The sequence below is a fragment of the Marinimicrobium sp. UBA4509 genome, from assembly GCF_002388575.1.
Lineage (GTDB): Bacteria > Pseudomonadota > Gammaproteobacteria > Pseudomonadales > Cellvibrionaceae > Marinimicrobium > Marinimicrobium koreense.
In genome coordinates this window covers 14,116-36,881 of record NZ_DGMV01000060.1, presented here as the reverse complement: position 1 = coordinate 36,881, position 22,766 = coordinate 14,116, and the positions used below count along the sequence as shown (strand labels likewise).

At 62.0% G+C, this 22,766-nt stretch carries 17 protein-coding genes and 1 pseudogene; 7 read left to right on the top strand and 11 right to left on the bottom strand.

What is annotated here, in order from left to right; translation table 11 throughout:
• A pseudogene (locus B3520_RS11520) lies at positions 1 to 681 on the top strand (DUF5009 domain-containing protein); the annotation flags it as partial.
• A 77-nt stretch (positions 682 to 758) separates the two neighbouring features.
• On the opposite strand, the gene B3520_RS11515 reads toward B3520_RS11520, so the two are convergent.
• Positions 759 to 1,730: a DUF4382 domain-containing protein gene (locus tag B3520_RS11515; RefSeq protein ID WP_286804940.1), complete on the bottom strand. Its 972-nt coding sequence runs from the start codon at positions 1,728 to 1,730 to the stop codon at positions 759 to 761.
• Positions 1,731 to 1,939: 209 nt separating this feature from the next.
• On the opposite strand from B3520_RS11515, the gene B3520_RS11510 reads away from it, so the two are divergent.
• Together B3520_RS11510 and B3520_RS11505 are read left to right on the top strand one after the other, a co-directional pair.
• Positions 1,940 to 2,827 carry a DUF6502 family protein gene (locus tag B3520_RS11510; protein WP_286804938.1) on the top strand — a complete coding sequence of 296 codons (888 nt, stop codon included), beginning with the start codon at positions 1,940 to 1,942 and terminating at the stop codon, positions 2,825 to 2,827.
• Positions 2,824 to 4,317, top strand: coding sequence for a DUF5666 domain-containing protein (locus B3520_RS11505; RefSeq protein WP_286804937.1), 1,494 nt, complete (start codon positions 2,824 to 2,826; stop codon positions 4,315 to 4,317). Before B3520_RS11510 ends, B3520_RS11505 begins: the two co-directional genes overlap by 4 nt.
• Here the strand turns inward: B3520_RS11505 and nagA are convergent, their stop codons facing one another.
• The 7 genes from nagA to B3520_RS11470 form a co-directional block, all read right to left on the bottom strand.
• Complete coding sequence (nagA, locus tag B3520_RS11500; protein WP_286804935.1) at positions 4,318 to 5,460, bottom strand: N-acetylglucosamine-6-phosphate deacetylase; 1,143 nt, start codon at positions 5,458 to 5,460, stop codon at positions 4,318 to 4,320. It lies immediately after the preceding gene.
• Positions 5,461 to 5,514: 54 nt separating this feature from the next.
• Positions 5,515 to 6,561, bottom strand: coding sequence for an SIS domain-containing protein (locus tag B3520_RS11495; protein ID WP_286804934.1), 1,047 nt, complete (start codon positions 6,559 to 6,561; stop codon positions 5,515 to 5,517).
• A 161-nt stretch (positions 6,562 to 6,722) separates the two neighbouring features.
• Positions 6,723 to 7,763 (bottom strand): LacI family DNA-binding transcriptional regulator, encoded by a 1,041-nt coding sequence (locus B3520_RS11490; RefSeq protein ID WP_286804933.1) that lies wholly within the window; start codon positions 7,761 to 7,763, stop codon positions 6,723 to 6,725.
• A 108-nt stretch (positions 7,764 to 7,871) separates the two neighbouring features.
• Positions 7,872 to 9,155 carry an ATP-binding protein gene (locus B3520_RS11485; RefSeq protein ID WP_286804931.1) on the bottom strand — a complete coding sequence of 428 codons (1,284 nt, stop codon included), beginning with the start codon at positions 9,153 to 9,155 and terminating at the stop codon, positions 7,872 to 7,874.
• 27 nt (positions 9,156 to 9,182) lie between these two features.
• Positions 9,183 to 9,881, bottom strand: a complete 699-nt coding sequence (locus B3520_RS11480) for a winged helix-turn-helix domain-containing protein (protein ID WP_024462448.1) — start codon at positions 9,879 to 9,881, stop codon at positions 9,183 to 9,185.
• Between the two features lie 31 nt (positions 9,882 to 9,912).
• The gene (locus tag B3520_RS11475; RefSeq protein WP_123638971.1) at positions 9,913 to 10,290 is read right to left on the bottom strand and encodes a DUF3019 domain-containing protein; all 378 of its coding nucleotides are present in this window, start codon (positions 10,288 to 10,290) and stop codon (positions 9,913 to 9,915) included.
• Between the two features lie 40 nt (positions 10,291 to 10,330).
• The gene (locus B3520_RS11470; RefSeq protein ID WP_170162926.1) at positions 10,331 to 11,323 is read right to left on the bottom strand and encodes a MipA/OmpV family protein; all 993 of its coding nucleotides are present in this window, start codon (positions 11,321 to 11,323) and stop codon (positions 10,331 to 10,333) included.
• A gap of 293 nt (positions 11,324 to 11,616) precedes the next feature.
• Between B3520_RS11470 and B3520_RS11465 the strand changes: the two genes are divergently transcribed.
• The 3 genes from B3520_RS11465 to B3520_RS11455 all read left to right on the top strand — a co-directional run bounded on the left by B3520_RS11465 (position 11,617) and on the right by B3520_RS11455 (position 15,463).
• Positions 11,617 to 13,701 (top strand): beta-propeller domain-containing protein, encoded by a 2,085-nt coding sequence (locus B3520_RS11465; protein WP_286804927.1) that lies wholly within the window; start codon positions 11,617 to 11,619, stop codon positions 13,699 to 13,701.
• Between the two features lie 16 nt (positions 13,702 to 13,717).
• Positions 13,718 to 14,167 (top strand): DUF6174 domain-containing protein, encoded by a 450-nt coding sequence (locus B3520_RS11460; protein ID WP_123638968.1) that lies wholly within the window; start codon positions 13,718 to 13,720, stop codon positions 14,165 to 14,167.
• 171 nt (positions 14,168 to 14,338) lie between these two features.
• Positions 14,339 to 15,463, top strand: coding sequence for a hypothetical protein (locus B3520_RS11455; RefSeq protein ID WP_286876093.1), 1,125 nt, complete (start codon positions 14,339 to 14,341; stop codon positions 15,461 to 15,463).
• Between the two features lie 108 nt (positions 15,464 to 15,571).
• Here B3520_RS11455 and B3520_RS11450 read toward each other — a convergent pair whose 3' ends face one another.
• The 3 genes from B3520_RS11450 to B3520_RS11440 form a co-directional block, all read right to left on the bottom strand.
• Entirely contained in the window at positions 15,572 to 17,911 is a 2,340-nt protein-coding gene (locus B3520_RS11450) for a TonB-dependent receptor (protein WP_286876091.1), read from the bottom strand.
• A 357-nt stretch (positions 17,912 to 18,268) separates the two neighbouring features.
• Complete coding sequence (gene pgmB, locus B3520_RS11445) at positions 18,269 to 18,925, bottom strand: beta-phosphoglucomutase (RefSeq protein ID WP_123638966.1); 657 nt, start codon at positions 18,923 to 18,925, stop codon at positions 18,269 to 18,271.
• Entirely contained in the window at positions 18,922 to 21,261 is a 2,340-nt protein-coding gene (locus B3520_RS11440; RefSeq protein ID WP_286807518.1) for a glycoside hydrolase family 65 protein, read from the bottom strand. Before B3520_RS11440 ends, pgmB begins: the two co-directional genes overlap by 4 nt.
• 269 nt (positions 21,262 to 21,530) lie before the next feature.
• On the opposite strand from B3520_RS11440, the gene B3520_RS11435 reads away from it, so the two are divergent.
• Positions 21,531 to 22,766, top strand: a 1,236-nt coding sequence (locus tag B3520_RS11435; RefSeq protein WP_286807520.1) for an MFS transporter, incomplete at its 3' end; no start/stop codon positions are given.

Here is a 22,766-nt window from a genome sequence, read left to right as displayed (position 1 = left end):
TGGCGGGCCGTGATCATGGTCGGCCTGTTGCTCGGTTATTGGGCGTTATTGCAGTTGGGGGATGATCCCTACAGCCTGCAGGGCTCGGTGGTGCGTCAGTTTGATCTGTGGGTATTCAGCGCGGAGCATATCTGGCAGGGCAAGGGGCTGGCGTTTGATCCGGAAGGCCTGTTGTCGACGCTGCCCTCGGTGGTGACGGTGCTGCTTGGCTTTGAGGCGACGCGCATTCTGGTGCTGGGTGCCTCGCGCTGGCGCAGTCTTGGGTTACTCGCTCTGGGCGGAGTGGTTCTGGTGTTGCTGGGCCTGGTCTGGCATCCGTGGTTTCCGATCAACAAATATCTGTGGACCAGTTCATTCGTGTTGCTGACCGGGGGCGCCGCGCTGTTGGTGTTGGTCGCCCTGGTGTTGCTGGAGTCATGGCCAGCGGTTAAGCCCGTATATCGGGGGTTCGCCATGCTGGGTAAGAACCCGCTGTTTATCTATGTGTTGTCGATCGTCCTGGCAAAAACCCTGTACCTGATTCCGGTGGGGGAGGGGTCGGCCTATCAGTGGTTGTATGCTTCCCTGGCGCAATGGTTCAGCCCCACCAATGCGTCGCTGTTGTTTGCCCTCCTGTTTGTCGCCGTGCACTGGCTGGTCGCCTGGTGGCTTGAGCGCAAGCGCATCGTCATTTCCATTTAAAACGGGTACGCAAAAAAAAGCCGCGAACCCCCAGAGTGTGGTTCGCGGCGCAAGCGGCGCGTCAGGCCAAAAAAACGTCAGGCGTCAGTCTGTTCTTCAGTCTGCTCTTCGGTGGTTTCGTCTTCTGCCTGGTCGATGGTGAAGTTCACCTCGGTGGTGGTGTCGGCTTCAACGGTGGCGTTGGCGGTACCGAAGAACACCAGTTCATCAACGGCTTCCGGATCGTCATCAACGGCACCGCAGGTGTAGGCCAGGGTGTAATCACCCTCGGACACAAAGCCGACTTCATAGCGGTATTCACCGTCCACATCAGACACCAGAGCGGTCGTCAGCGGGTCGGTTTCGGCACCGGATACATCGGTGGGGGTGACATCGGCACCGGAGTACACGTATACCGAGCCGGTCTGGTTGGCGGGGTCGGCGCACTGATCGACCAGTACCTCGGCGTCGACCTGTCCGGCAATGGTACCCACGGCGGTGTTGTCAATCAGGCGCAGTGCCGGCTTGAGGAAGGCGCCCGCCTGGCCGCCCGGCATGACTACCGATTTGCGCAGGTCAAAGTCAATGGTGAAGTTGGCGGTACCGCCGGCAACCACAGTGAAACCGCTGACCAGTTTCAGGCCGGTCTGGCTGCCACTGGGAACCCGCAGCTCCGGCATGGTGCCATCATCCAGCTCAATGTAAGAGTCCAGCACGCCATCGTGCTCGGCATTCACCGCCAGGCGGATCCACTCGTAGTCGCCAGCGGGCACGGTTTCATCGGTCAGCAGTGACTCGGAAGCAGAGCCCTGAAGAGACAGCAGATCGATGCTCTTGGGTTCGTCGAAGGTGAATTCCAGCGCTTCGCCGTCGGCGGGTTTCAGGGAGACGCCGGAAAATTCCACCACCACCTGGGCGGCGCTGTCGATGGGAGCGTCGGTCACGTTCAGGCTCAGGCGACCTTCGTTGCTGCCGGCGCTGTTGTCGTTGGAGCTGCCACCGCAAGCCACCAGGGTGGCCAGGGATGCGGCGAGCGCCAATTGCAGTGGACGTTTTTTGAACTGTGTCATCGATATCACCTCGTTAGGGTTGATGGAATCAAAGCCTTAATGCTGATCCGGGGAGTGCTAGGCAGGCCCCAAAAGGGAGCGCTTTGTTGCTCTGCGTCTCACCCGGATCGTCTCTGATGCCGTTTTTTGACACTATAGTCCCAAAAGTGGGTTATTCAATGTGATTCGTATCACATTTTTTGAATGTTTTTTGACGCTATAATCCCAACATGAGCGATAGAACCCAAAAAGCCCTGATTCGGGCGCTTTATCGAATGCTGCGTCCGATGGTGCGGTTGCTGTTGCGCCATGGGGTGTCTTATCGCCTGTTCGCCGATATCGCCCGCCATGTGTATGTCGATACCGCCCGGGAGGACTTCGCGATCCCGGGGCGCAAACAGAGCCTGTCACGCATGGCGGTATTGACGGGCATCAATCGCAAGGACATCGCCAAGCTTCAGGAACGCTCTCACCCTCTGTCCGATGCCCCCGCCGAACAACCGACGCCCGCTGCCCGGGTTATCACCGGCTGGCTGAATGACGTACGCTTCCACACCCCGGCCGGCGAGCCGGCGATGCTTCCGGTAGAGCGGGAAGATGCTGGGCCGAGCTTTACGGCGCTGGTGCGTGAATACAGTCGCGATGTCCCCGTGCGGGCCCTGCTGGATGAGCTGGAGCGCATCGAGGCGGTGCGGCGTACTGGTGAGGGCGTGTCGCTGTTGGCGAGAGGCTATATCCCCCTGGAAGACATGCAGGAAAATATCCGGATTTTTGGGACCGCGGCGGCAGATTTGATGGGCACCATGGATCACAATATTGCGAAACAGACACCGGGGCCATTTATTCAGCGCACGGTCTCCTACGTCAACATCCCGGAGGAGCTGCTTGAACGCATTCGCGAGCGCAGCGCCCGGGAGGGGCAGGCCTTTCTGCTCCAGGTGAATGATTGGCTGGCCGAGTGTGATCGAGACCAGTCCCCGGAGCTTGCGGGCTCCGGCCAGGTACGGGCCGGCATTGGCCTTTACTATTTTGAGCAACGAAATGACGAGCGTTCATTTCCGGGTACCGGAGTCATCTCCGGCCAGGAAAATGCGACGCCCAGAGAGGATGATGCATGAAGCGGCTTGGTGTGGTCAGTGCAACACTGGGAGCCCTGATGATGGCGGGGTGCCTGAGCGACAGTTCGTCCGTGGCGGGGATTGAGGGCACCGGCAGTCCGACCACCGTCAGTGGCAGTGTGACTGCCTATGGCAGCGTCTACGTCAACGGTCTGCACATCGAGATCGATACCGCCGACATCTCCGTTGACGGTCAGCCGGCCGGGGTCGATGACATCACCCTGGGCATGGTGGTGGATGTCGAGCTTGACCAGTTGCAGGGGCAGGATGCGGTTGCCGCAGCGGTCCGCTATAACCGCACCCTGCGCGGTCCGGTGGACGCTCTGGTATCAAGCAGCGATGTCCGGCGTGAAATTCAGATTCTCGGGCAGACTGTGGTGGTATATGACGATGTGCGCTTCGATGGCATTGCCTTTGACTCGCTGGAGCCTGGGGCCTACCTCGAGGTGAGTGGTCTGGTGGCCGCCGAGGGACAGTGGCTGGCGACCAAAGTCGCCAGTGCCGATCGGGGCCCACTGACCGCTCAGGGCCGGGTAGAAACCTGGCGAGCGGATCAGCAGCGCTTCCAGCTCGGAGAACAATCGGTGGACGTCTCGCAGGCTCAGGTCAGTGGCGATCTGGCTGAGGGGGACACGGTAGTCGTGCGCGGCGGCGAGCGGCGCGGCGAACTCTGGTATCCGGATCGCATTGAGTTGATCGAGCCGGCCAGACCCCAGGAGGGAGGACAGTGGTACCAGGAAGGGGTTATTGAGCGGTTCGTCTCACGGGAGGCCTTCGAGGTGAACGGTATCCCGGTGGATGCCAGCGGGGCCCGAGGGCTGTCGGACCAGATCGAGCTCGGAGAAGGCGTTCGGGTGATGGTGAGCGGCACCCTGCGCAATGAAAGCCTGGTCGCCGAGCGGGTACAGGTGTTGCGCCCTGGGATCAACCGGATCCGCGCCAGGGTGGATGCAATCGATCCGGACCGCGGAGAGGTCGTGTTACTCGGCGGCCGGTATCAGCTAACGGACCTGACCGCGTTTGAAAACCCGGCCGGTCGCGGCAACCCGCGTGAGGGTGTCAACCTGAACAGCCTGCGGGTCGGAGAGTGGTTGGAACTCTATGCCTACTATGAGGGCGAGTCCCGGGTGGTCACGCGAGTCCAGCGGCAACCGGGCTATGTTGATACCGTCGCTCTGTCTGGCCCCGTAACCGCGATCGACCGGGATAACCGGTGGTTGACGGTGCTCGGGGTGACCGTGGCCGTTGACGGGGCCGACGGTGAGGCGCTGTTCGATGAGCTGGCGCTGGGCGATTCGGTGTCGGTGACCGGGGATGCGTCGGGCTCCCATGTGACCGCGAGGTCGTTGAGTCGCCGCGATGTGCCGGAGGATGTGCGGGGCTGTCCGCCGCCGCTGCCCGGTCAGTGCGCTGCGGCGACCGGGCCGTCGACTGCGGCACAGTCGACTATGGGTCCGGCCGACGCGGAGCTGCTGCAGTTCCGGTTCTGATCAGAACTGCTGTGCCGCCCCGTCAATCCAGCTCTGTTTGACTCGCAGCTGGTCGTCGACGGCCAGCAGGCTGGCCCGGTACCCCGGTGCCAGCCGTCCCAACTCCCGATCCAGTCCGAGCATCTGCGCCGGGTAGAGACTCGCCATTCGCAGGGCTTCCTCCAGCGGCTGTTCCAGCTGCGCCAAGGTATTGCGCACCGCGCTGAGCATATCCAGATCCGAGCCCGCCAGGGTGCCATCGGCGGTGGCGCAGCGGCCGTTGTCGGCGTGAATGGTCTCGCCCTTGAGGGTGAACTGCTTGTGCTGCGCGCCGACCGTCGGCATGGCATCGGTGACCAGCACCATTTTGCCCCGACACTTGGCGGCGAGCGCCACTTTGAGCGTGGCGGCGTGCACGTGATAGCCATCGACGATCAGGCCACACCAACTGTCGGGATCTTCCAGCGCGGCGCCCACCACGCCGGGTTCCCGGCTGGTCATCGGGGTCATGGCGTTGAACAGGTGCGTGAAACTGCGTACCCCGGCGGCCAGGGCGGTGCGAGTCTGCGCGTAGTCGGCGGCGGTATGCCCGGCCGCCACCATGACCCCCCGCTGACTCAGGTCGCGAATCAGCTCCGGAGTGGTCCGCTCTGGAGCCAGGGTGACCAGGGTAAACCCGTTATCCAGTGAGCTCAGCAGGTCCACGGCTTCGGGGGTCAGGCGGCGGAACTTGCTCTCGTCGTGCACCCCCTTGCGGGCCGGATTCAGAAAGGGGCCCTCCAGGTGAATACCCAGTACCCCGGGCACACCGTCGGCGATGGCCTGATGGACCGCCGCAATGGCCCGGGCCACGATGTCCAGATCATCACTGATCAGGGTCGGCAGAAAGCCGGTGGTGCCGAACCGCCGGTGGGCGGCGCCAATGGTGCGCAGGGTGTCGATGGTGGGGGCATCGTTGAACAGGGCTCCGCCGCCACCGTTGACCTGGGTATCAATCAGGCCGGGAATCAGTCGGGTTCCGTGCAGGTCTTCCACCCGGTAGTCGGTCGGAACCTGATCCTCGGCGACCAGCCCCTTGATGAGGCCGCCGTCGAGCAGCAGGGCCCGGTGCTCCAGCCACTCATCACCGGTAAATATCGGAGCGCGGATCAATGCCTGCTTCATGTCGGGTCTCTCCTGGGCTTACCTTGTGCGCTTGGTGTTGTACCTTGCGCTGCGTTAGACGGTTTCGGTTACTTTGTTCAGGTGCGGTGGTTCATCGGGATGATACCCGCGCGCGATGGCCAGTGCATTGGCCATGCGGTAGAAACTCTGGATCGCCAGGATGGGGGCAATCACCGGGTGAGCCTCGGGGACCACCGGCAGTGTGTCGGCAAGGTCCGCCTCGCCGGCCACCAGAACCCGGGCGCCGCGCTGGCGAAACTCCTGAACCAGTGATTCAGTGCTCTCGCGGGTCTCGTCCTGCTGGGCGAAAACCAGCACCGGAAAGTTTTCGCCCACGATGGCCATGGGGCCGTGCCGGACTTCGGCGGCGCTGAAGGCCTCGGCGTGCAGGCCGCAGGTTTCCTTGAGCTTCAGGGCGGCTTCCTGGGCAATACCAAAACCGAGCCCCCGCCCGATCACAAACAGGTTGTGCACGGGGGTCAGCGCCTTCACGGCATCGGACCAGTCGAACGACCAGGCCCGGGCAAGCGCCTCGGGCAGTTGGCGCAGCTCTGCGCGCAGGGTCTCGCTGTCCGCCCACTCGGTGACCAGATGCAGCAGGGCCGAGAGGCTGGCGATATAGGATTTGGTGGCGGCGACACTCAGCTCCTGACCGGCCTGCAGAGGCAGCACCAGGTCGGCCATCTGTGCCAGGGGGGAGTCGGCGACGTTGACCAGCGCCAGGGTCAGTGCTCCGGCGGCCTTGGCACGCTCGACATTGGCGAGCAGGTCCGGGCTTTTCCCGGACTGGGAAATGGCGATGTATAGCACACCGTCCAGTTGCTGCGGGCGCTGATACACCGATCCGACCGAGGGTGCGGCGGAACAGGTGATCAGGCCGAGCTGGGTTTCGATCAGGTATTTGGCAAAAGTGGCCGCATGGTCCGAGCTGCCCCGGGCGCAGGTGACCACGGCGCGGGGGCGGTAGGCGCGCAGACGCTCGGCGGCGGCCTTGACCCGAGAGGCGTTGTCGCTGAGCTGGTGACTGACCACGGCCGCGGCTTCGCCGGCCTCGCGGTGCATCAGAGTCTGGTCCGGAGCGGGTAATGAGGCGGTGTTCATGGAAACTCCTGTCTTGATCCCGGCATGGGTCCCGGTAATCCGGTAAGCCATCACGGGATGAATGATGCGTAGTAGATGGTGCTGTTAGACAACGTTGTCTTTTGGGCTATTCTGCACGCGTCGAGGAGGAAAGTAAAGCGGTTTGCCCAGGGTGGCCGGCGTCAGGAGGACGCCGGGGTGCGAGACGGGGGCGGACAGGTGGAGTCACGCACCACCAACTGGGGGTAAAACCCTTCGCTGTCGGTGGGTTTGTCGCCCTTGCGGTGGCGGATCTGATGGACCAACAGCTCCGCGGCCGTGCGGGCGATATCCGCATTGGGCTGACGGGCCGTGGTGAGGTTGGGCCAGGCCTGGCGCGAGAAGGGGCTGTCTTCAAAGCCCACGATGGACAGGTCCCTGGGTACATCCACGCCCGCCAGACGGGCCGCGAACAGGGTGCCCGCGGCAATTTCATCGTTACAGGCAAATACCGCGGTGGGCCTCGGGGTCAGGGCCAGCAGTTGCCGGGTCCGCTTGACCCCGGATTCGAAGGCGTACTCACCCTCGATGATCAGCCGGGGATCGGCGTCAATCTGGTTTTCCTTCAGGGCCTGCTGGTAGCCCGCGAGACGTTCGACGCTGGATTTGTGCGCCTCTTCCCCGCCCAGAAACGCAATGTGTCTGTGCCCCAGGTCGATCAGGTACTGGGTGATGTTGTAGGCCGCCGTGCGGTCATCCACAAACACGCAGGGTGAAAGAGTGTCCGGCGGCTGGCTTCCCGACAGTATCCGCACAAAGCGGATGCTGCGCTCGGTCAGGGCTTCCAGAACCTGGGGCATCTCGGACATGGGGGGAGTGAGCACCAGCCCGCCCACGCGGCTGCGGTCCACCATGCCAAAAATTTCCTCCAGCAGCTCCGGAGACTTGGCGTCGCAGGGGTGGATCACCAGCTCGTAATCCTGGCGGCGGCACTCATCGAGAATACCGCGCTGCATTTCGATCACATAGTTGCTGTTGGGGTTGTCATAGATGAAGCCGATGGAGGAGGCGGCGCCGCGCAGTACCCGCGCCGACAGGTTGGGCTGGTAGTTCAACTCCTTGATGGCCTTCCAGACCTTGTCCTGAAGCTCCTGGCCGACCGTGCTTTCCCGGTTGATAACCCGGGAGACGGTTTTAAAGGATACCCCGGCGCGCTTGGCAACGTCTTTGATGGTTGGCTTCATTACCACAGAAATCCGCTTGGCTGGGTGGAGACGGCCGTCGTGGGCGGCCAAAGCCGGGCACTATAGCATATCCGACAATGGCTTGATCCCGGCCCGCCCATGGCGTTGTTACGCCCCACCTTGAGGGGGCCAGTGAAGTGTGAAGCGGGCACCGCCGGTGGTGGCGCTATCCACCCGCACGGTGCCGTGGTGCCACTGCATCACCCGGTGCACGATGGCGAGCCCGAGTCCGAACCCGGCACTGTGCAGCTCCGGGGCATCGCGCAGGCGGACAAAGGATTCGAAGATCCGCTCCCGCTCTTCCTCGGGAATGCCCGGGCCGTCGTCCTCCACTTGAACCTGGGTGCCATCGGCGGCCGTAGTCAGGGTGATATCAATCCGCTCTCGGGCGTAGCGCAGGGCGTTCTGCAGCAGGTTGTGCAGGGCGCGCTCCATCAGCGGCCAGTCGCAGGTCACGGGGGGTGGATGGGCCGCCGTGTGCAGGTAGAGGCGTGGCGGATGCTCCAGGTGCCCACTGAGGCGCTGCCACAGGTCCTGCAGCAGGCCGGGCATGTCGCCCGGAGTGAGATGCAGGGTGGGCTGTTGCTCGAAGCGGGCGTAGTGCAGCAGTTGATTGACCAACTGGTCCATCTCCGTCACATCCGCTTTCAGGCTCTGCAGCCGGTTGCCCAGCGTCTGCGGGTCGCTGTTGGCATCGGCCATCTCCAGGGCGAATTTCATGCGTGCCAGGGGGGTGCGCAGCTCGTGGGAGACCGCGTGAGTCATTTCCCGCTGGGAGCGCAGCAGGTCACGAATGCGCCGGGCCATCTGGTTGAACGCCTGGGCCAGGCGTTGCGCGGCGGAATGCCCCTGCAACTCCATCACGGCGGTTTCAGGGTTGCGTCCGAGGGCCTCGGCCTGTTGTTCCAGACGGTTCAGGTCCCGGGTCAGGGGCCAGAGCCAGAAGAACACCACGGCCGCCAGGGCGCCGTAGAAGAGCAGCGCCAGCAGGGCTTCGAAACGCCGGGAGGCATCGGGGGTGACTTCCCCGATGACGATGACCTGGGGGTGTTCGGCGAGCTTGCGGTAGTGGTAGAGGTTGCCGTTGGCGTCCTCGAATGACAGCGACTCGCCGGCTTGAAGGCGCTGCTTGATCGCCTCCCCGGAAATATCGGACAGCGGCACCAGGCGGACATCGGTCTGTCCTTCGCGTGCCAGCCGGTGCACGAGGCTGCGGGTCTGGTCGAGCGGTCGGCCGGCGCTGCTGTGTTGCAGTACCTCGGCGAGAATGGCGCCCGGCGCCTGGGTTGGGTGTTCGGCCTGGTAGGCGCTCCAGAGTTGATCCAGGGCCCACCCCAACCCCAGGGTTGCCAGCACGATGAGCAGGTAAAGCGACAGAAAGGCTCTTTTCATGTCATGGCTGCCGCCGGTTCAGGCCGTTCACTCCGCTTCCCAGGCGTCGGCGATAAACAGATAGCCCCGGCCCCAGATGGTTTTGATGCGGGCGGGATTGTCCGGGTTATCCCCGAGCTTTTTGCGCAGTTGGGAGACGCGCACATCAATGGTCCGGTCCATGCCATCATAAGGCCGCCCATAAAGCTCCCGGAACAGAAAATCCCGACCCACCACGTCCCCGGCGCGCTGGGCGAGCAACCACAGCAGGTCGAACTCGTGACTGGAAAGCTTGATGGGAGCGCCTTCGAGTTCGACACTGCGGGAGCCGCTGTGCACCTCCAGGGTGCCGAAGCTCAGGGTCTGTGGAGTGCTCGGAATGCCGGGCTCGATGCGCCGTAGCAGTGCCCGGATACGGGCGAGAAGAATCCGCGGCTCGGCGGGTTTGATCACATAGTCATCGGCGCCGAATTCCAGTCCGAGAATCTGGTCGGCATCTTCGTTGCGGGCGGTGAGCATCATGATCGGGCCGGTGAACGCCGGGCGCAGTTCCCGACAAAGGGTCAGGCCGTCTTTGCCGGGGAGCATGATGTCCAGAATCAGTAGATCCGGTTGCAGTTGACGGACCCGCTCCGGGACCCGGTCTCCGCGATCTTCCACCGCCACCTCAAAGCCGTTGTCGGTCAGGTAGTCCCGCACCAGGGCGGCAAGGCGGTGATCGTCTTCGGCCAATAGAATCTGTTGCATGGGTGTCCGGTTCGTCTGTTATTGGGAAGCGTCAGAAAAAATTCCAGGGCTTGCGTCGGCGAGAGCGGAATTCGGTGTACTCGCGGATCACTTCGAACAGTCGGCTGGCGAGCAACTGGTCGTCCCGCTCGGCGCGTAGCTGGAAGGTCATACTCTGTTCGGTGCGTGCCTCGTAGTGGTATTCGCCCTGGTCTTTTTCCCGCCAGCAGGCCAGGGGCTGCTCGCTCTGATCGACGAACAGACACAGGGCGTCGGGATAGTCACTGTGCCAGCGAATGTCGACCCGTTGCTCGCACAGCACCTGATTTTCCGCCAGAGCGCAGATGCTCGGTTTCAGCTCCAGCGCGCTGTCCGCCGCGCTGGCGCCGGCCACACACCAGCCCGCCAGGATCCACAGGGATTGGCGCATGGGGTTATTTTGGGTACTGCCACACCTCAGTTGCCCGAGTTTAAAAATGGTATACGCCCCCGACGAAGATTTGCATCACCTTATTCTGGTCAGTCAGGGGGCTGTGGCGAACGGCTTCGCTCAGGTGCTCGTACTGAACGCTGGCCAGCCAACGCCATTGTTCGTTTACCGGTCGGTTCCAGCTCAGCCGCACAAAGGGTGCCGTGCCGCTACCGGGGCGGTAGGCGGGACGGGCACCACTCGATTCCCCCTGGGTGACGCCGTAATAGTATTCCATCACCTCGGCGCTTTTCCAGCTGAATCCGAGGCTGATGCCCAATTGGTTGGCGTCCCGGCGGGTTCCGGTGCTGACTGCAAACCGGAGCTCTTCGCCATTGTGCACACCACTGACATCGGACAGCGCCTGGAGCTGCCACTGGAACCGGCCGAAGTCACCGGAGGTTTCCACTCCGGCCAGGGCGGCGATATTCCGGTCCCGGAGCGGGGGCGGTGATACCTGCGTGGGTTCGGGGTTGGCCGGGGCCGGGCTTTCCTGCTCCCGCTGATCCTCCTGCGGGCCCTCGAACGCGTCCTCATCGGCGACCGCCGGGGGTTCGGTGGGCGCATCGGGCGCTGGGCTGAAGTTGGCGCCCAGGGTGTTCAATCCGCCCTGGAGAAAAAAGCGGCCCCAGTCGTCCTCAAAGAAGTACAGGCCATCACCGCTGGGGGTGATCAACAGGTTCACCATCCAGTCCCGCCGATCGACCAGGGTGTAGCCCAGGTCCAGGTTGTCAAAGAAGAATCGCTTGCCGTAATAGGTGACCTGGGGAATCAGCACCAGCGGCACATCATCGGCGCCGGCGATCGGGTTGGTGCGCAGTCCGGCGCCCAGCGCCAACTGGATGTCCCAGGTGCCGGTCGCGACACAGCGGGCGCTGCTGTGTTCGCAGTGCCCCGCGTCGTCGTCCGCCAGGCTGGGCGACGCCAGACTCGATGCCAGCAGCAGTGCCGCCAGAGGGCAGGCGCGGACCAGGATGTCAGTTAAGCGCGTCATCAGATCGATACTACTCTCATTTCGGGGGGTGAGTTTATCACCGAAGGTGCACGCGTGACCTTCGGGCGGAGCTGTCGAGTCTTCAGTGTGCCTGTTGTACCGGGAAAAAGCCGTCATGCCTTTGTGAGAGTGTGTAAAAACCTGTAAGCCGTGGCGCTCTTCGTCCCGCAGCCGCCGCAGAGTTACACAAAATTACACTCTTTCGCAGTTGCGCTACAGAAACCGGCCGCCCGTGGGGCTAGAGTGAAGGGATGATGCCATAAACCCCACGACTTTTTTGAGGATGGATTCGCATGAACATTCGTTCAATGACTTTGTGCGCTTTGGCGGCCAGCCCGATGCTGCTGGTGGCTTGCGGTGGTTCAAACGGCGATGGAGAGGGCCCGGGCCGATACGATACCGATTACCGTCAACTCCGCTGGGCGGATCCCGACCTGGAGCCGCTGACCAATGAGCATTCACCGGAAGCCGTGTCGCAGTTCGTGCGCAACGGGCTGCGCTTGCAGATGCGCGCCGGTGACTATAACTGGGCCGAAGAGGGCGGCGTGGCGATGCCCGATGTATCGGACAACGCCGCGGAGGGTGGCGACGATTATTCCCGCACCAACGTGCACGTCGAGGGCGTGGATGAGGCGGACCGGTTGAAGTATGACGGCCGTTACCTCTTTGTTGCCGAGTCGCCCCAGTCCAGCTATCACCGTTTTGCCGAGAGTGTGGCGCTGGATGAGGCGGCCGGTGATGACGGGTCAGTGCCGGAGCCGCCGCCGGTTCAGGCGCTGCGCATCTATGAAACGGACCCGGAACAGGCCAGAGCCACTTACATCATGCGCTATGAGCTCGAACGGGACGCCGACTCGCCCCTGGTGCTGTCCCAGCTTTATACCCTGGAAGACGGTGACGCCACCGAGGCGGTCGTGGCCCTCAGTGACAGCCGTTATTACTACGGCGGCTGGGGCTGGATGGGCATGCCGGAGATTGCGCTGCAGGAGGGCCATACCCGGGTCGAGCTGGTGGACGTCCAGTCGCCGGAGAACCCTTCGATCCGCTGGTCTCTGGAAGTGGAGGGGACGCTGCTCAACAGTCGGAAGATCGGCGATGTGCTGTACCTGGTGTCCCGCAGCAGCCCTTACATTGAGGGGCTGGAGCCCTATGCGGGTACCGATGAAGCGCGCCAGAACAACGAACGCTTGATCAGCTCCACCCCGATGTCTGATCTGCTGCCCGGCTATCGCGTGGATGAGGCGCCGGAGCAGCCGCTGGTGAGTGAAGGGGACTGCTATTTGCCGGAAACATTGAACCCCGATGAAGGTTTCGCCGACATAGTGACCGTGAGCGCCTTCAATCTACGGGAGCAACGTCTGGTGAGCGCTGTCTGTGTCAACGCGCATTTGAGCGGGCTGTACATGTCACTGGACAGCCTTTATCTGGGAACCCGTGCCGGACTATGGCGGGAGGAGAAAACCGGGCTGCACAAGTTTGCCATTGCCGGGGGCGATATCCGCTATCGGGGCACCGGGCTGGTACCGGGACAACTGAACTGGTCGGACCCCTCCTTCAGCATGAACGAGGCGCAGGGTTACCTGCGGGTGGTGACCACCGTGTGGGAGGACTGGAGCGACCCGGAGCACTTTCTGCATGTGCTGAAAGAAGCGTCTGATTCCGACAGTCGCACCCTGGACGTGGTGGCAAGGCTGCCCAATGACGCCCAGCCGGCGCCGATCGGCAAGCCGGGAGAGGATATCTACTCCGTCCGTTTCTTGGGAGACCGGGCCTATATCGTCACCTTTGAACGCATCGACCCGCTGTATGTGCTGGATGTCTCAGATAATGAAAACCCCTCGGTGCTCGGGGAACTGGAGATTCCGGGTGTGTCCAATTACCTGCACCCCGTGGGTGAGGGATACCTGGTGTCCGTGGGCCAGGAAGCCGATGAAAACGGCGGTTTCGGCGGGGTGAAAGTTGAACTGTTTGATGTGCGCGATGACCTGAACCCGGTCAGCGTCGAGGCCGTTGAGTTGGGTGGCTCCGGGAGTTGGAGCGAGGCGTTGACCGACCTGCGGGCGTTCAATTTCCTCCCGGTCGGCACGGATCAGTTACGCTTTACCGTTCCGGTGACCCGCCGCGACGGTTACCGCTGGCTGGATTCCGGACTGTTTTTGTTTGAGGTCAACGAGCTGACCGGTACCCAGGCCACGCTGGAGACTCGGGAACCCTTGATCGTGGAGTCGGCGACCGGCTCTGGTTATGAGTATCCCATGGGGGGCGGCAGTGACCGCAGCCGGATGCATGGCGATACCGTGTACTACCTGCACGGCAATGACATCTGGGCGCGTGACTGGGATGAGCCGGAGTCGCTCGAAGGGCCTTTCAGTTTCTGACACAGGGGAGTGATGCATGATGCACAAAGTGATGATTTCCATGAACATTGCGTCCAACGGCCAGGCTCGGGAGCCAGAGGCGCTGTTGGAGCTCCGGCGTCGCGTCCGGGACGTGAGTGCCAGCCCGGAAGAGGCGCTCCACACACACTGGCAGCTCTGGCAGATGAGCGGGTTCGATGCCTATCAATTCACGCTCAGCCGATGCGGCTCGGTAGGATGCAACGACATCCGGGTCAGAGTGGCGGCCGGCGCGGTTGTGTCGGCGCATGAGCTGGGCACCGGCAAGGCCTGTTCGACCGCCGAGGTGGGCACCGTGGATGACTATTTCCGCTGGATCGAAGCAGAGCTGTACCGCAAACCCCGGACACCTCAGGCGGTCTATCACCCGCTGTATGGCTACCCCCTGAGCTTTTCCCTGCAGGCGGCCCACGACAGCCGGCGGGCATTGGAGCGTCAACTGGCCTAGCGCAATCACCTCAGACAACCGGGGTCGGCGAGGGACCGGTTGAGCCGATGACCCGGGCGGAGGTTGTGCACCGGGCGAACATTTTATCCGCTAAACTGTCTTAGTACCGGTACACTGAAATGCAGATCCGGGCTTCCTCCGAGTCTGTCGGTGATTGCGAGAGGTGTCTCGATGCGCATACCTTGGGCCCCTGCGGCCTTTGTTCTGCTGCTCGGCGCCTGCAGCCACATGGAGCCCCTGCCTGAGTGGGTGCAGGCGCCTTCCTCCCGGGACCTTGAACAGGTCCTTTCCGGCGAGCTGTTGTTTGACGAGCCGCCCGCCGATAACGAATTGCCTCCCTATGACCTGATGACGCTCTCGCCCATGATGCGGGTGGTGGCGGAAGAAGTCGCGCTGCAATATCGCCACCCGGACCAGCGGGCGGAGGCGCTGCACCGGGCACTGCTGTCCTCCCCGATGGCCGGTGGGCTGGGCATGCGCTATACCGCGCTGAATACCACCACCGCAGCGCGTGCCTTTGAGCGGCGCGAGGTGAACTGCCTCAGCTTCACCCTGATGTATGTGGCCATGGCCCGGCACATCGGCCTGAACGCTGAGGTCAACGACGTGCAGGTACCGCCGGTGTGGGATTTTCGGGATGGCGAGTCTTTCCTCCTGTTCCGCCACGTGAATGCCAAGGTCATGCTGCCCCGCGGTGAGGAACTGGTGATCGACCTGGAAATGGAGCGTTACAGCCCGGTGTACGAGCAGAAAGTGATCGGTGACCGGGTGGTGGCCGCGCAGTTTTACAATAACCTGGGGATGGAGCGGGTGGCCGCCGGCGACCGACGCCAGGGCTTTCTGCACCTGCGCAGAGCATTGCAACTGGATGACCGGCAGAGCTACCTCTGGAACAACCTGGGAACCCTGTACAAACGCATGGGCGTGAATGGTGCCGCGGAAGTGGCCTACCGGCAAGGCCTGACACTGGCGCCGGGAGACCTATCCCTGATGAGCAATCTCGCCAGCCTGTACGAGGCCGAGGGTGAGACGGACAAAGCCGCGTATTTCCTGGAACGGGTGCGCAAGCATCGCAACAGTAACCCCTATTATCTGTATTCATTGGCTCGCGAGCAGCTTGCCAATGGCGATCTTGCCCAGGCCGAGCGATACCTGGAACAGGCGATTGCGCGCCAGGCCGAGGAGCCGAGGTTCTACGCCCTGGCAGCGGAGATCTATGACCAGCGGGCCTTGCCTGAAAAAGCGGAATTGATGCGTCGCAAGGCGGAAAGCCGGAGGGAGGAGGTCTATCTGTAAGCCGGAATACCGTGGTTCAATAAGGTGACATAAAAAAGGGGACTGGCGCGAAGCGCACAGTCCCCGAAGCGATAGACACTGGCTAAGGTCTATGCAGGAGGTTACCTGTCAGAACTGATAGCCGATGGAGAACTTCACGTTGCGCGGCAGAATGTACCGGCCGTTGGCCGATACCCCAGCGGCCCGCGGGTCGCCCTCGGTCAGCGCTTCTTCATCGGTAAGGTTATCCACCGCCAGTTGGAACTCCAGATTCTCGACATTCACAATCACACCGAGATCGAACTTCTCGTAGCTGGGCAGCTTATTGATGTTGCCGTTGTCGCTGTAGCGGTCGCCGATGATGCTGGCGGTACCGTAGACCACGGCATCCACACCGTTGGCGAAGGACAGGTTGTAGCTCGGTGACAGGCGGATCTGGGAGTCCGGCTGGCGCTGGACGCTGTTGCCGGCATCGTCACCGCTCTTGATCTCGGTGTCCTGCAGGGTGGCGTTCAGGGTCAGTTCGAACTCACCGAAGTAGAGGTTACCGTCCAGTTCCACACCCATGGCTTCGGTTTCCAGGCGATCGAAATCATTCAGCGCGACGTTGCCGAACGGTTGCCCTTTGGTTTCGTTCATGAAGCCGGTGGCGTACAGAGAGTAATTGGCCTGGGACAGCTTGTAGCCCAGTTCGTACTGCTGGACATCAATGATCAGATCCGAGCCATTCTGGAAGTCACCGCGGAAGTCACGATAGGCGTCGAAGTCCGGGAATTTCACCCCGTCGTTGATGCGCACAAATACGCCCGAATCTTCGGTCAGTGCCCAGTTGGCGGCGGCGGTGTAGGTCACCTTGTCTTCTTCGGTGTCCAGGGTCAGATCCGCAATACCGTCTCGGGCGCCATCGTCTACCGAGTAGGTGGTTTCGCGGGTCACCACGCGCACACCGGCATCCAGGGTCAGGTCGCCGAGGTAGGTTTCCCCCGCCATGTAGAAGGCGTTTTCGCGGGCATCACCGATGGCGTCCACATCGTATTTGAACCCGCAGGTCGTCTGATCAAAGTCTTGGCAGGCGTCGTCCACGCTGTCCGGGCTGATCATCTGACCATTCTGGCCCAACTCATAGTATTTGGAGTTACCGATGGACCAGATTTCGTCGACTTCCCAGGTGGAGGCGTAGTAGCCCACGGTCAACTTGTAGTCGTCCCACTGCTTGGCAAGACTCAGGTCGTTGCTGAACGCTTCGATGTCTTTTTCCACCACCCAGGGACCGAACCGCTGGACCAGGGTGTTGGCGGCCACTTCGTCACCCGTGATGGTGGTGCCGGCCAGTCCGCCATTGAGGCTGCCCATGGTTACCGCCGCACCGTCCGGCACGAAACCGTAGGTATCGGCATCACCCTTGGTGAGCCCGAAGCGGTCGGTGAAGGTCCAGCCGTTGGCCAGGTCCAGCTCGATCGAGCCGCCGGTCACGCTGCCGTCCCAGCCGCGCCCCTTACCCATGTCGCGCATTTCGAAGGTGGTTTCAGTGCCACCCATGCCATCGCTGCCACTGTAGGGCACCAGTACATTGCGGTTGGCGGGGCCGACCTGAGTGTAGCTGGCGTCAATCCCGGTGGGGTTGCCGTCGCTGTCCTGTAGCGCCACCGGCAGGTACCAGGTGCCGTGATCATCGGTCGCGCGGTGGAACAGGTTGATCTTGCCGTTATCGAGTCGCTTGGTGAGGTTGATGGTGAATTGGTTGCCTTCCTCGGCATCGAACCCGGCTTCACGGATACCTTCGGAGGAGCTCACATAGCCGCCGATCATGTAGTAGAGGTCGTCGCTCAGCTCGCCGCTGACCATGCCGTCCACCCGCTGCAGGCCGAAATCGGAGGTGGAGTACTTAAGCACGCCTTCGGTATCCGGGCCGCCCTCTTTCAGAATGAAGTTGGTGGTCAGACCGACCTGACCGTTGGAGTAAACCGGGTTGGGACCGCCGCGCAGGCCTTCCATGCGCTCGATGGTTTCATCCACGCGGAAGATCGTGGAGTTTTCCAGAAAGGAGAGGGTGGGCGGTGGGTAAACGGCCAGGCCGTTGACGGCAACGGTGACAAAGTCGGCATCACCGCCACTCGGGAAACCGCGAACGAAAATGTTTGCCCCGGATACACCGCCGGAGCTCTCAACCCAGACGCCGGGGACCGTTTTCAGCAGGTCGGCGGTACTGGAAGGGGCTTTGCGCTTGATGTCTTCGGCACTGACGGTGGAAATGGCAAAGCTGGCGTCCAGCTTGCGCATGGCGGCACCCCCGGGCGTACCGGTGACCACCACTTCTTCAATGGGGCCCATGGCGGGTTGCTGCTCGGCTTCCTGGGCCTGGGCCGGAACGGCCAGCGCCAGCGCGGCCATTGAGCCAAGCCACAGTACCGGGCGGCGTGAGTGCTTCAGGGCGTTGAGTGTTCGGGCCAGAGGCTTCTGGGTCATCATGGCATTTCTCCTCCCCGCGATGCGGGTCATTATTGTTGGACGTATTGTTGGTCGTTGCTGAGCGCAGCTGGGCCGGTCGCTGTTGGACGGTCCGATATTTTTTGTCTCTCTCGGTGTTGCCTGTGTTGTTCTCTCCATGGGGGCACCTCTTTTGGAAGCGCCCGGCTCGGGGCGCCTGAGGGGTATTCCACCGCGCTCGATTTTTAGCTTAGTTCAGCTAACTCCGTATTGCAATCGATTGCAAATTATTTTTACAAACGATTTCATAATAACTGAGTGATCCCTATATAACGTCTGATTCTGATACCGGTTACGGTTTTTGGCGCCAATTCGGGGCCGGGTTTCGGGCTCCGCCGCTCAGCGGCGGGCCTCAAAGCACGAATCCGGACGGAAGTCAGCCAGGCTCGGGACGCACTGGTCGGCTTCCGCCAGTACCCTGTCATCGCCAATGCCAACGGCGTACATGCCGGCCCGCTTGATGGCGGTAACGCCCGCCGCGGCATCTTCAATGCCCACACACAGGGCCGGTTCAACACCCAATCCCCGAGCCGCCAGGGTAAAAATCTCCGGGTCGGGTTTGGGGTGTTTCACCCGTGCGGCATCGGCAATGTAATCAAAGCGGTGGGCGATGCCGAGTCCGTCAATCACCGCCCGGGCGTTCTTACTGGCGGAGGCCAGCGCCATTGGAATGTTCCACTCGGCCAATTGATCCAGGAGCTGCGCCGCCCCCGGTAACAGGTCCGCCGGGGTCAATTGAGTGACCAGTTGTTGGTAGCGCTGGTTTTTGCGGTCCGCCAGGGCGAGCTTTTCGTCCTCCCGATATGGGCGGGAAGCGCCCTCCAGAACAATCTCGAGCGATGCCATCCGATCCACGCCCTTGAGTCGCTCATCGGCGTCGGCCGGCAAGCGAAACCCCTCTTCTTCGGCCAGTTGCTGCCAGGCGGCCAAATGAAGGCGGGCGGTATCGGCAATCACACCATCCAAGTCAAATATAGCAGCTCGGTAAGCGGTCATTGGGTGGGACTCCTCAGTGGGGCGGCGACAGGCGCCTGGTCTTGCCCCAGGGCAATGGTGTGCTCGCCATGTTGAAGGGTGATGGGGGCGCCTTCGAGCAGTTGATAGTGCGCCTGGGAGGCATCGACGCTGACCTCAATCAGCCGGCCCTGAGCCCGCACCTTGAATCGGTAGTGGCTCAGGCCCTTGGGTAAGGTGGGGTTGAACATCAACTGATGATGTTGCAATCGCATGCCACCGAAACCCTGCACGAGGCACAACCAGGTACCCCCCATGCAGGCGGTATGAATGCCGTGCTGGGTGTTGCGGTGGTGATTGTCCAGATCCATCCGCGCCACCTGTTCGAAGTAGTGGCGGGCCTTGTCCGGGTAGCCCACCTCATTGGCCAGAATGCTGTGCATGCAGGCGGACAGGGTGGAGTCGTGGGTGGTGATGGGTTCGTAAAAGTCGAAATCCCGTTTTTTCTGCTCCCGGCTGAATTGGTCGCTGAGCAGGAACAGCGCGAGCACCGTGTCCGCCTGTTTGCAGACCTGGTGACGGTAGATGGTCAGCGGGTGGTAGTGCAGCAGCAGCGGGTAGTGGTCCGCGGGCGTGTGCTCAAAGTCCCAGCGGGGTTTGTCGAGGAAACTGTCGTCCTGCAGGTGGATGCCCTGGCTTTCGTCATAGGGCAGATACATGCGCTCCGCCGCCTGCGCCCAGTCGGCCACCTCCCGCTCGTCCAGTGCCATGGCCCGGTACAGCTCCTTGGCTTTTGCGGGCGCCTGGTCTTTCAGCCACTGGTACAGCTCGACCGCATAGCGCAGATGGGCCTGCGCCATGGCGTTGGTGAAAAAGTTGTTGTTCACCAGGGCGGTGTATTCGTCCGGCCCAGTGACTTCGTTGATGCAGAACTGATCGCCCCGATGGGCGTTGTAGTGCCCGATGGCGGGCCACAGTCGGGCGCTCTCCAGCACCACTTCGGCGCCGGCCTCAATCAGAAAGTCATCGTCCCCGGTGGCTTCGTGGTACTGCTTGACCGCATAGGCGACATCGGCGTTGATATGAAACTGGGCCGTGCCCGCCGGATAATAGGCGGAGCACTCTTCCCCGCCAATGGTGCGCCAGGGGAACAACGCGCCTTTGGGAATGGCCAGCTCCCGCGCCCGGGCGCGGGCGGCATCCAGAATGCTGTGTCGATAGAGCAACAGGTTGCGCGCCAGCTGCGGCTGGGTATAAAGAAAAAAGGGCAGGATATAGATTTCACTGTCCCAGAAGTAATGGCCGTCGTAGCCGTGGCCGGTGAGCCCCTTGGCGGCGATATTGGTGCCGGGGTCCCGCCCCAGAGACTGGAACAGGTGGAACAGATTGAAGCGAAGCCCTTGTTGCAAAGCGGGATCTCCGCCCACCTCGATATCCGAGCTCGCCCAGAAGGCATCCATGGCGGCGCGCTGATCCCGTGCATAGTCGTCAAACGACCGCTGCTCGCACCGGGCCAGCAGGTCATTGAGGTCTGGCGCCTCGTCGCCGCCATGGCCGTAAACGACGTACTTGGTGAGCACCAGGGGCGCCTCGGGGGTCAACGTCACCTGGTATCGACAGGTGGCCCGGAAGTCGTCGGTGTCGTGTGCCGGCGCGCTAACGGTCGCTCCTTCCAGGCGGTGGCCGGCGGCGCTGCTCAGCGTAAAACCGCTGCTTTTCAGATGGTGGCTCAGGGTCAGCCGTCCGTCCTGTGCGGTCTGGATGCGGGGCTCCAGGTCTTCAATATTGACCCCCGCGCCGACCCTGGGGTCATCGCTGTCCGCGGAGGCGGCGGGGGTGGCGTCCAGGCTCGAGGTCACGCCCAGTTCGCCGGTGCCGGACTCCAGTGACAGCCGATACTCCATGATGACCAACTGCCGCTCGGTCAGGGACACCAGGCGGCGGCTGGCCAACCGGAGTATCTGGCCACTCGGGGCGCGCCAGCGCCACTGACGACTGACCAGACCGTTATCCAGCTCCAGCTCGCGCTGGTGCTCAATAAGTTCACCCTCACTGAAATCGACGGCAACGCCATCCAGTGTCAGGCCCAGCTCATGGGGAAGGGCGGCGGAGGCAATTCGCTGGTTGTTTTTGGCGTAGCCATAGGCCTGCTCGCCGTAGGTGATGGGCTCTGAGTAGTACACGCCGTTCAGGTAGCACCCGGATTCGGCGGCGCCGGCGGCGAATCCTTCATCGAAGGTGCCGCGCAGGCCAACATACCCGTTGCCCAACGCAAACAGAGTGGCGTTTAGTCCGTAGTCATCGGCGTGAAAGCCGGTCTCGGTGATGCGCCAGGGGTTGAGGCCGTAGCGATCCGATGCGCGAGAGCTGTGTTGCATGGCTGTCGTTACCCGTTATCGATAGAGTGAACCAAAGTGGTCTGTCGGGCCGCGGTGAAGCCGGCGGCGATCCGGACGGGACCTTTTAGAGGAAGTTTAGCATCCTTGCAATCGATTGCAATTGGTTATTTTGCTGCTATTATTGGATGAACAACGCAACAGGTGCCATCGCCGGTGCCGGGTGTGTTGTCTATCGGGGGCCGAACCCCAGGGGTTTCGGTTCAGGTCCACGCAGGCGTCTTGCGGGGCGCGTTCGAAGGTTCATAACAATGAATAAACGCCTGATTATTCTGGTACTGATGCTCAACTACTTTCTGTTCGGTCTGTTGCTGAACAGTGTCGGAGTGGTGATCCTGCAATCCATCAACAGCTTCGGCGTCACCAAGGAGAGCGCGGCGCTGCTGGAAGGGTTCAAGGATATTCCCATTGCAGTGGTGTCCTTTCTGGTCGCGTCCTTTCTGCCACGGCTGGGATACCGGCGTGCGATGATGATCGGCCTGGGGGTGGTATTGCTGGCCTGTCTGTCGATGCCGATTCTGAGCAGTTTCTGGGCCACCAAAATGTTGTTTCTGGCGATCGGCTCGTCGTTTGCGCTGATCAAGGTGTCGGTCTATGCCAGTATCGGGATCCTGGCGCCGGAAAAGCAGGCCCATGCGAGCCTGATGAACGCCATCGAGGGGGTGTTCATGCTGGGGGTGTTGTCCGGCTATTGGGTGTTCAGCTTTTTCATTGACTCGGATCGTCCCGAGAGCATGAACTGGCTCAACACCTATTGGTGGCTGGCGGGCATCTGTGGGTTCAACCTGGTGGTAATGGCTTTCATCCGCTTTGGTGAAGACAAGGTGCAGTCGGCCGCGGCCAACTTTGGTCAGGACTTTCTGGCAATGCTGAAGCTGACCGCCCGCCCCTTGGTGTACATTTTTGTGGCATCGGTCTTTCTGTACGTCCTGATCGAGCAGGGCATTGGCACCTGGTTGCCGACGTTCAACAATCAGGTGCTCAACCTGCCCAGCGCCATCAGCGTGCAGGTGACCAGCATTTTTGCGCTGTGCCTGGCCATCGGGCGGTTGGGGGCGGGCGTGCTGCTGCGCGGTATCAACTGGTATGTGTTGCTCAGCGTCTGCGTGGTCGCCATGGGCCTGTTGGTGATTCTGACCTTGCCGCTGTCCTACAACGTGACGGTGGAACCGGATGTGGGCTGGCTCAACCTCCCGTTGGCCGCGTATATTTTTCCGCTGATCGGTCTGTTCATGGCGCCGATCTATCCGGCGCTGAGCTCGGTGGTGTTGAGCTCCCTGCCGCTGCATCAGCAATCGTCCATGGCCGGCTTGATCATCATTTTTTCGGCCCTGGGTGGAACGACCGGGTCGATGTTGACGGGCATTGTGTTTGGTCAGTTTACCGGACAGGTCGCGTTTTATATGGCGCTGGTACCCATGGCCCTGATTCTGATTCTGCTCCGGGGCTTGAAGCGTGAAACCGACCGGGCCGACGCGCTGGAAGGG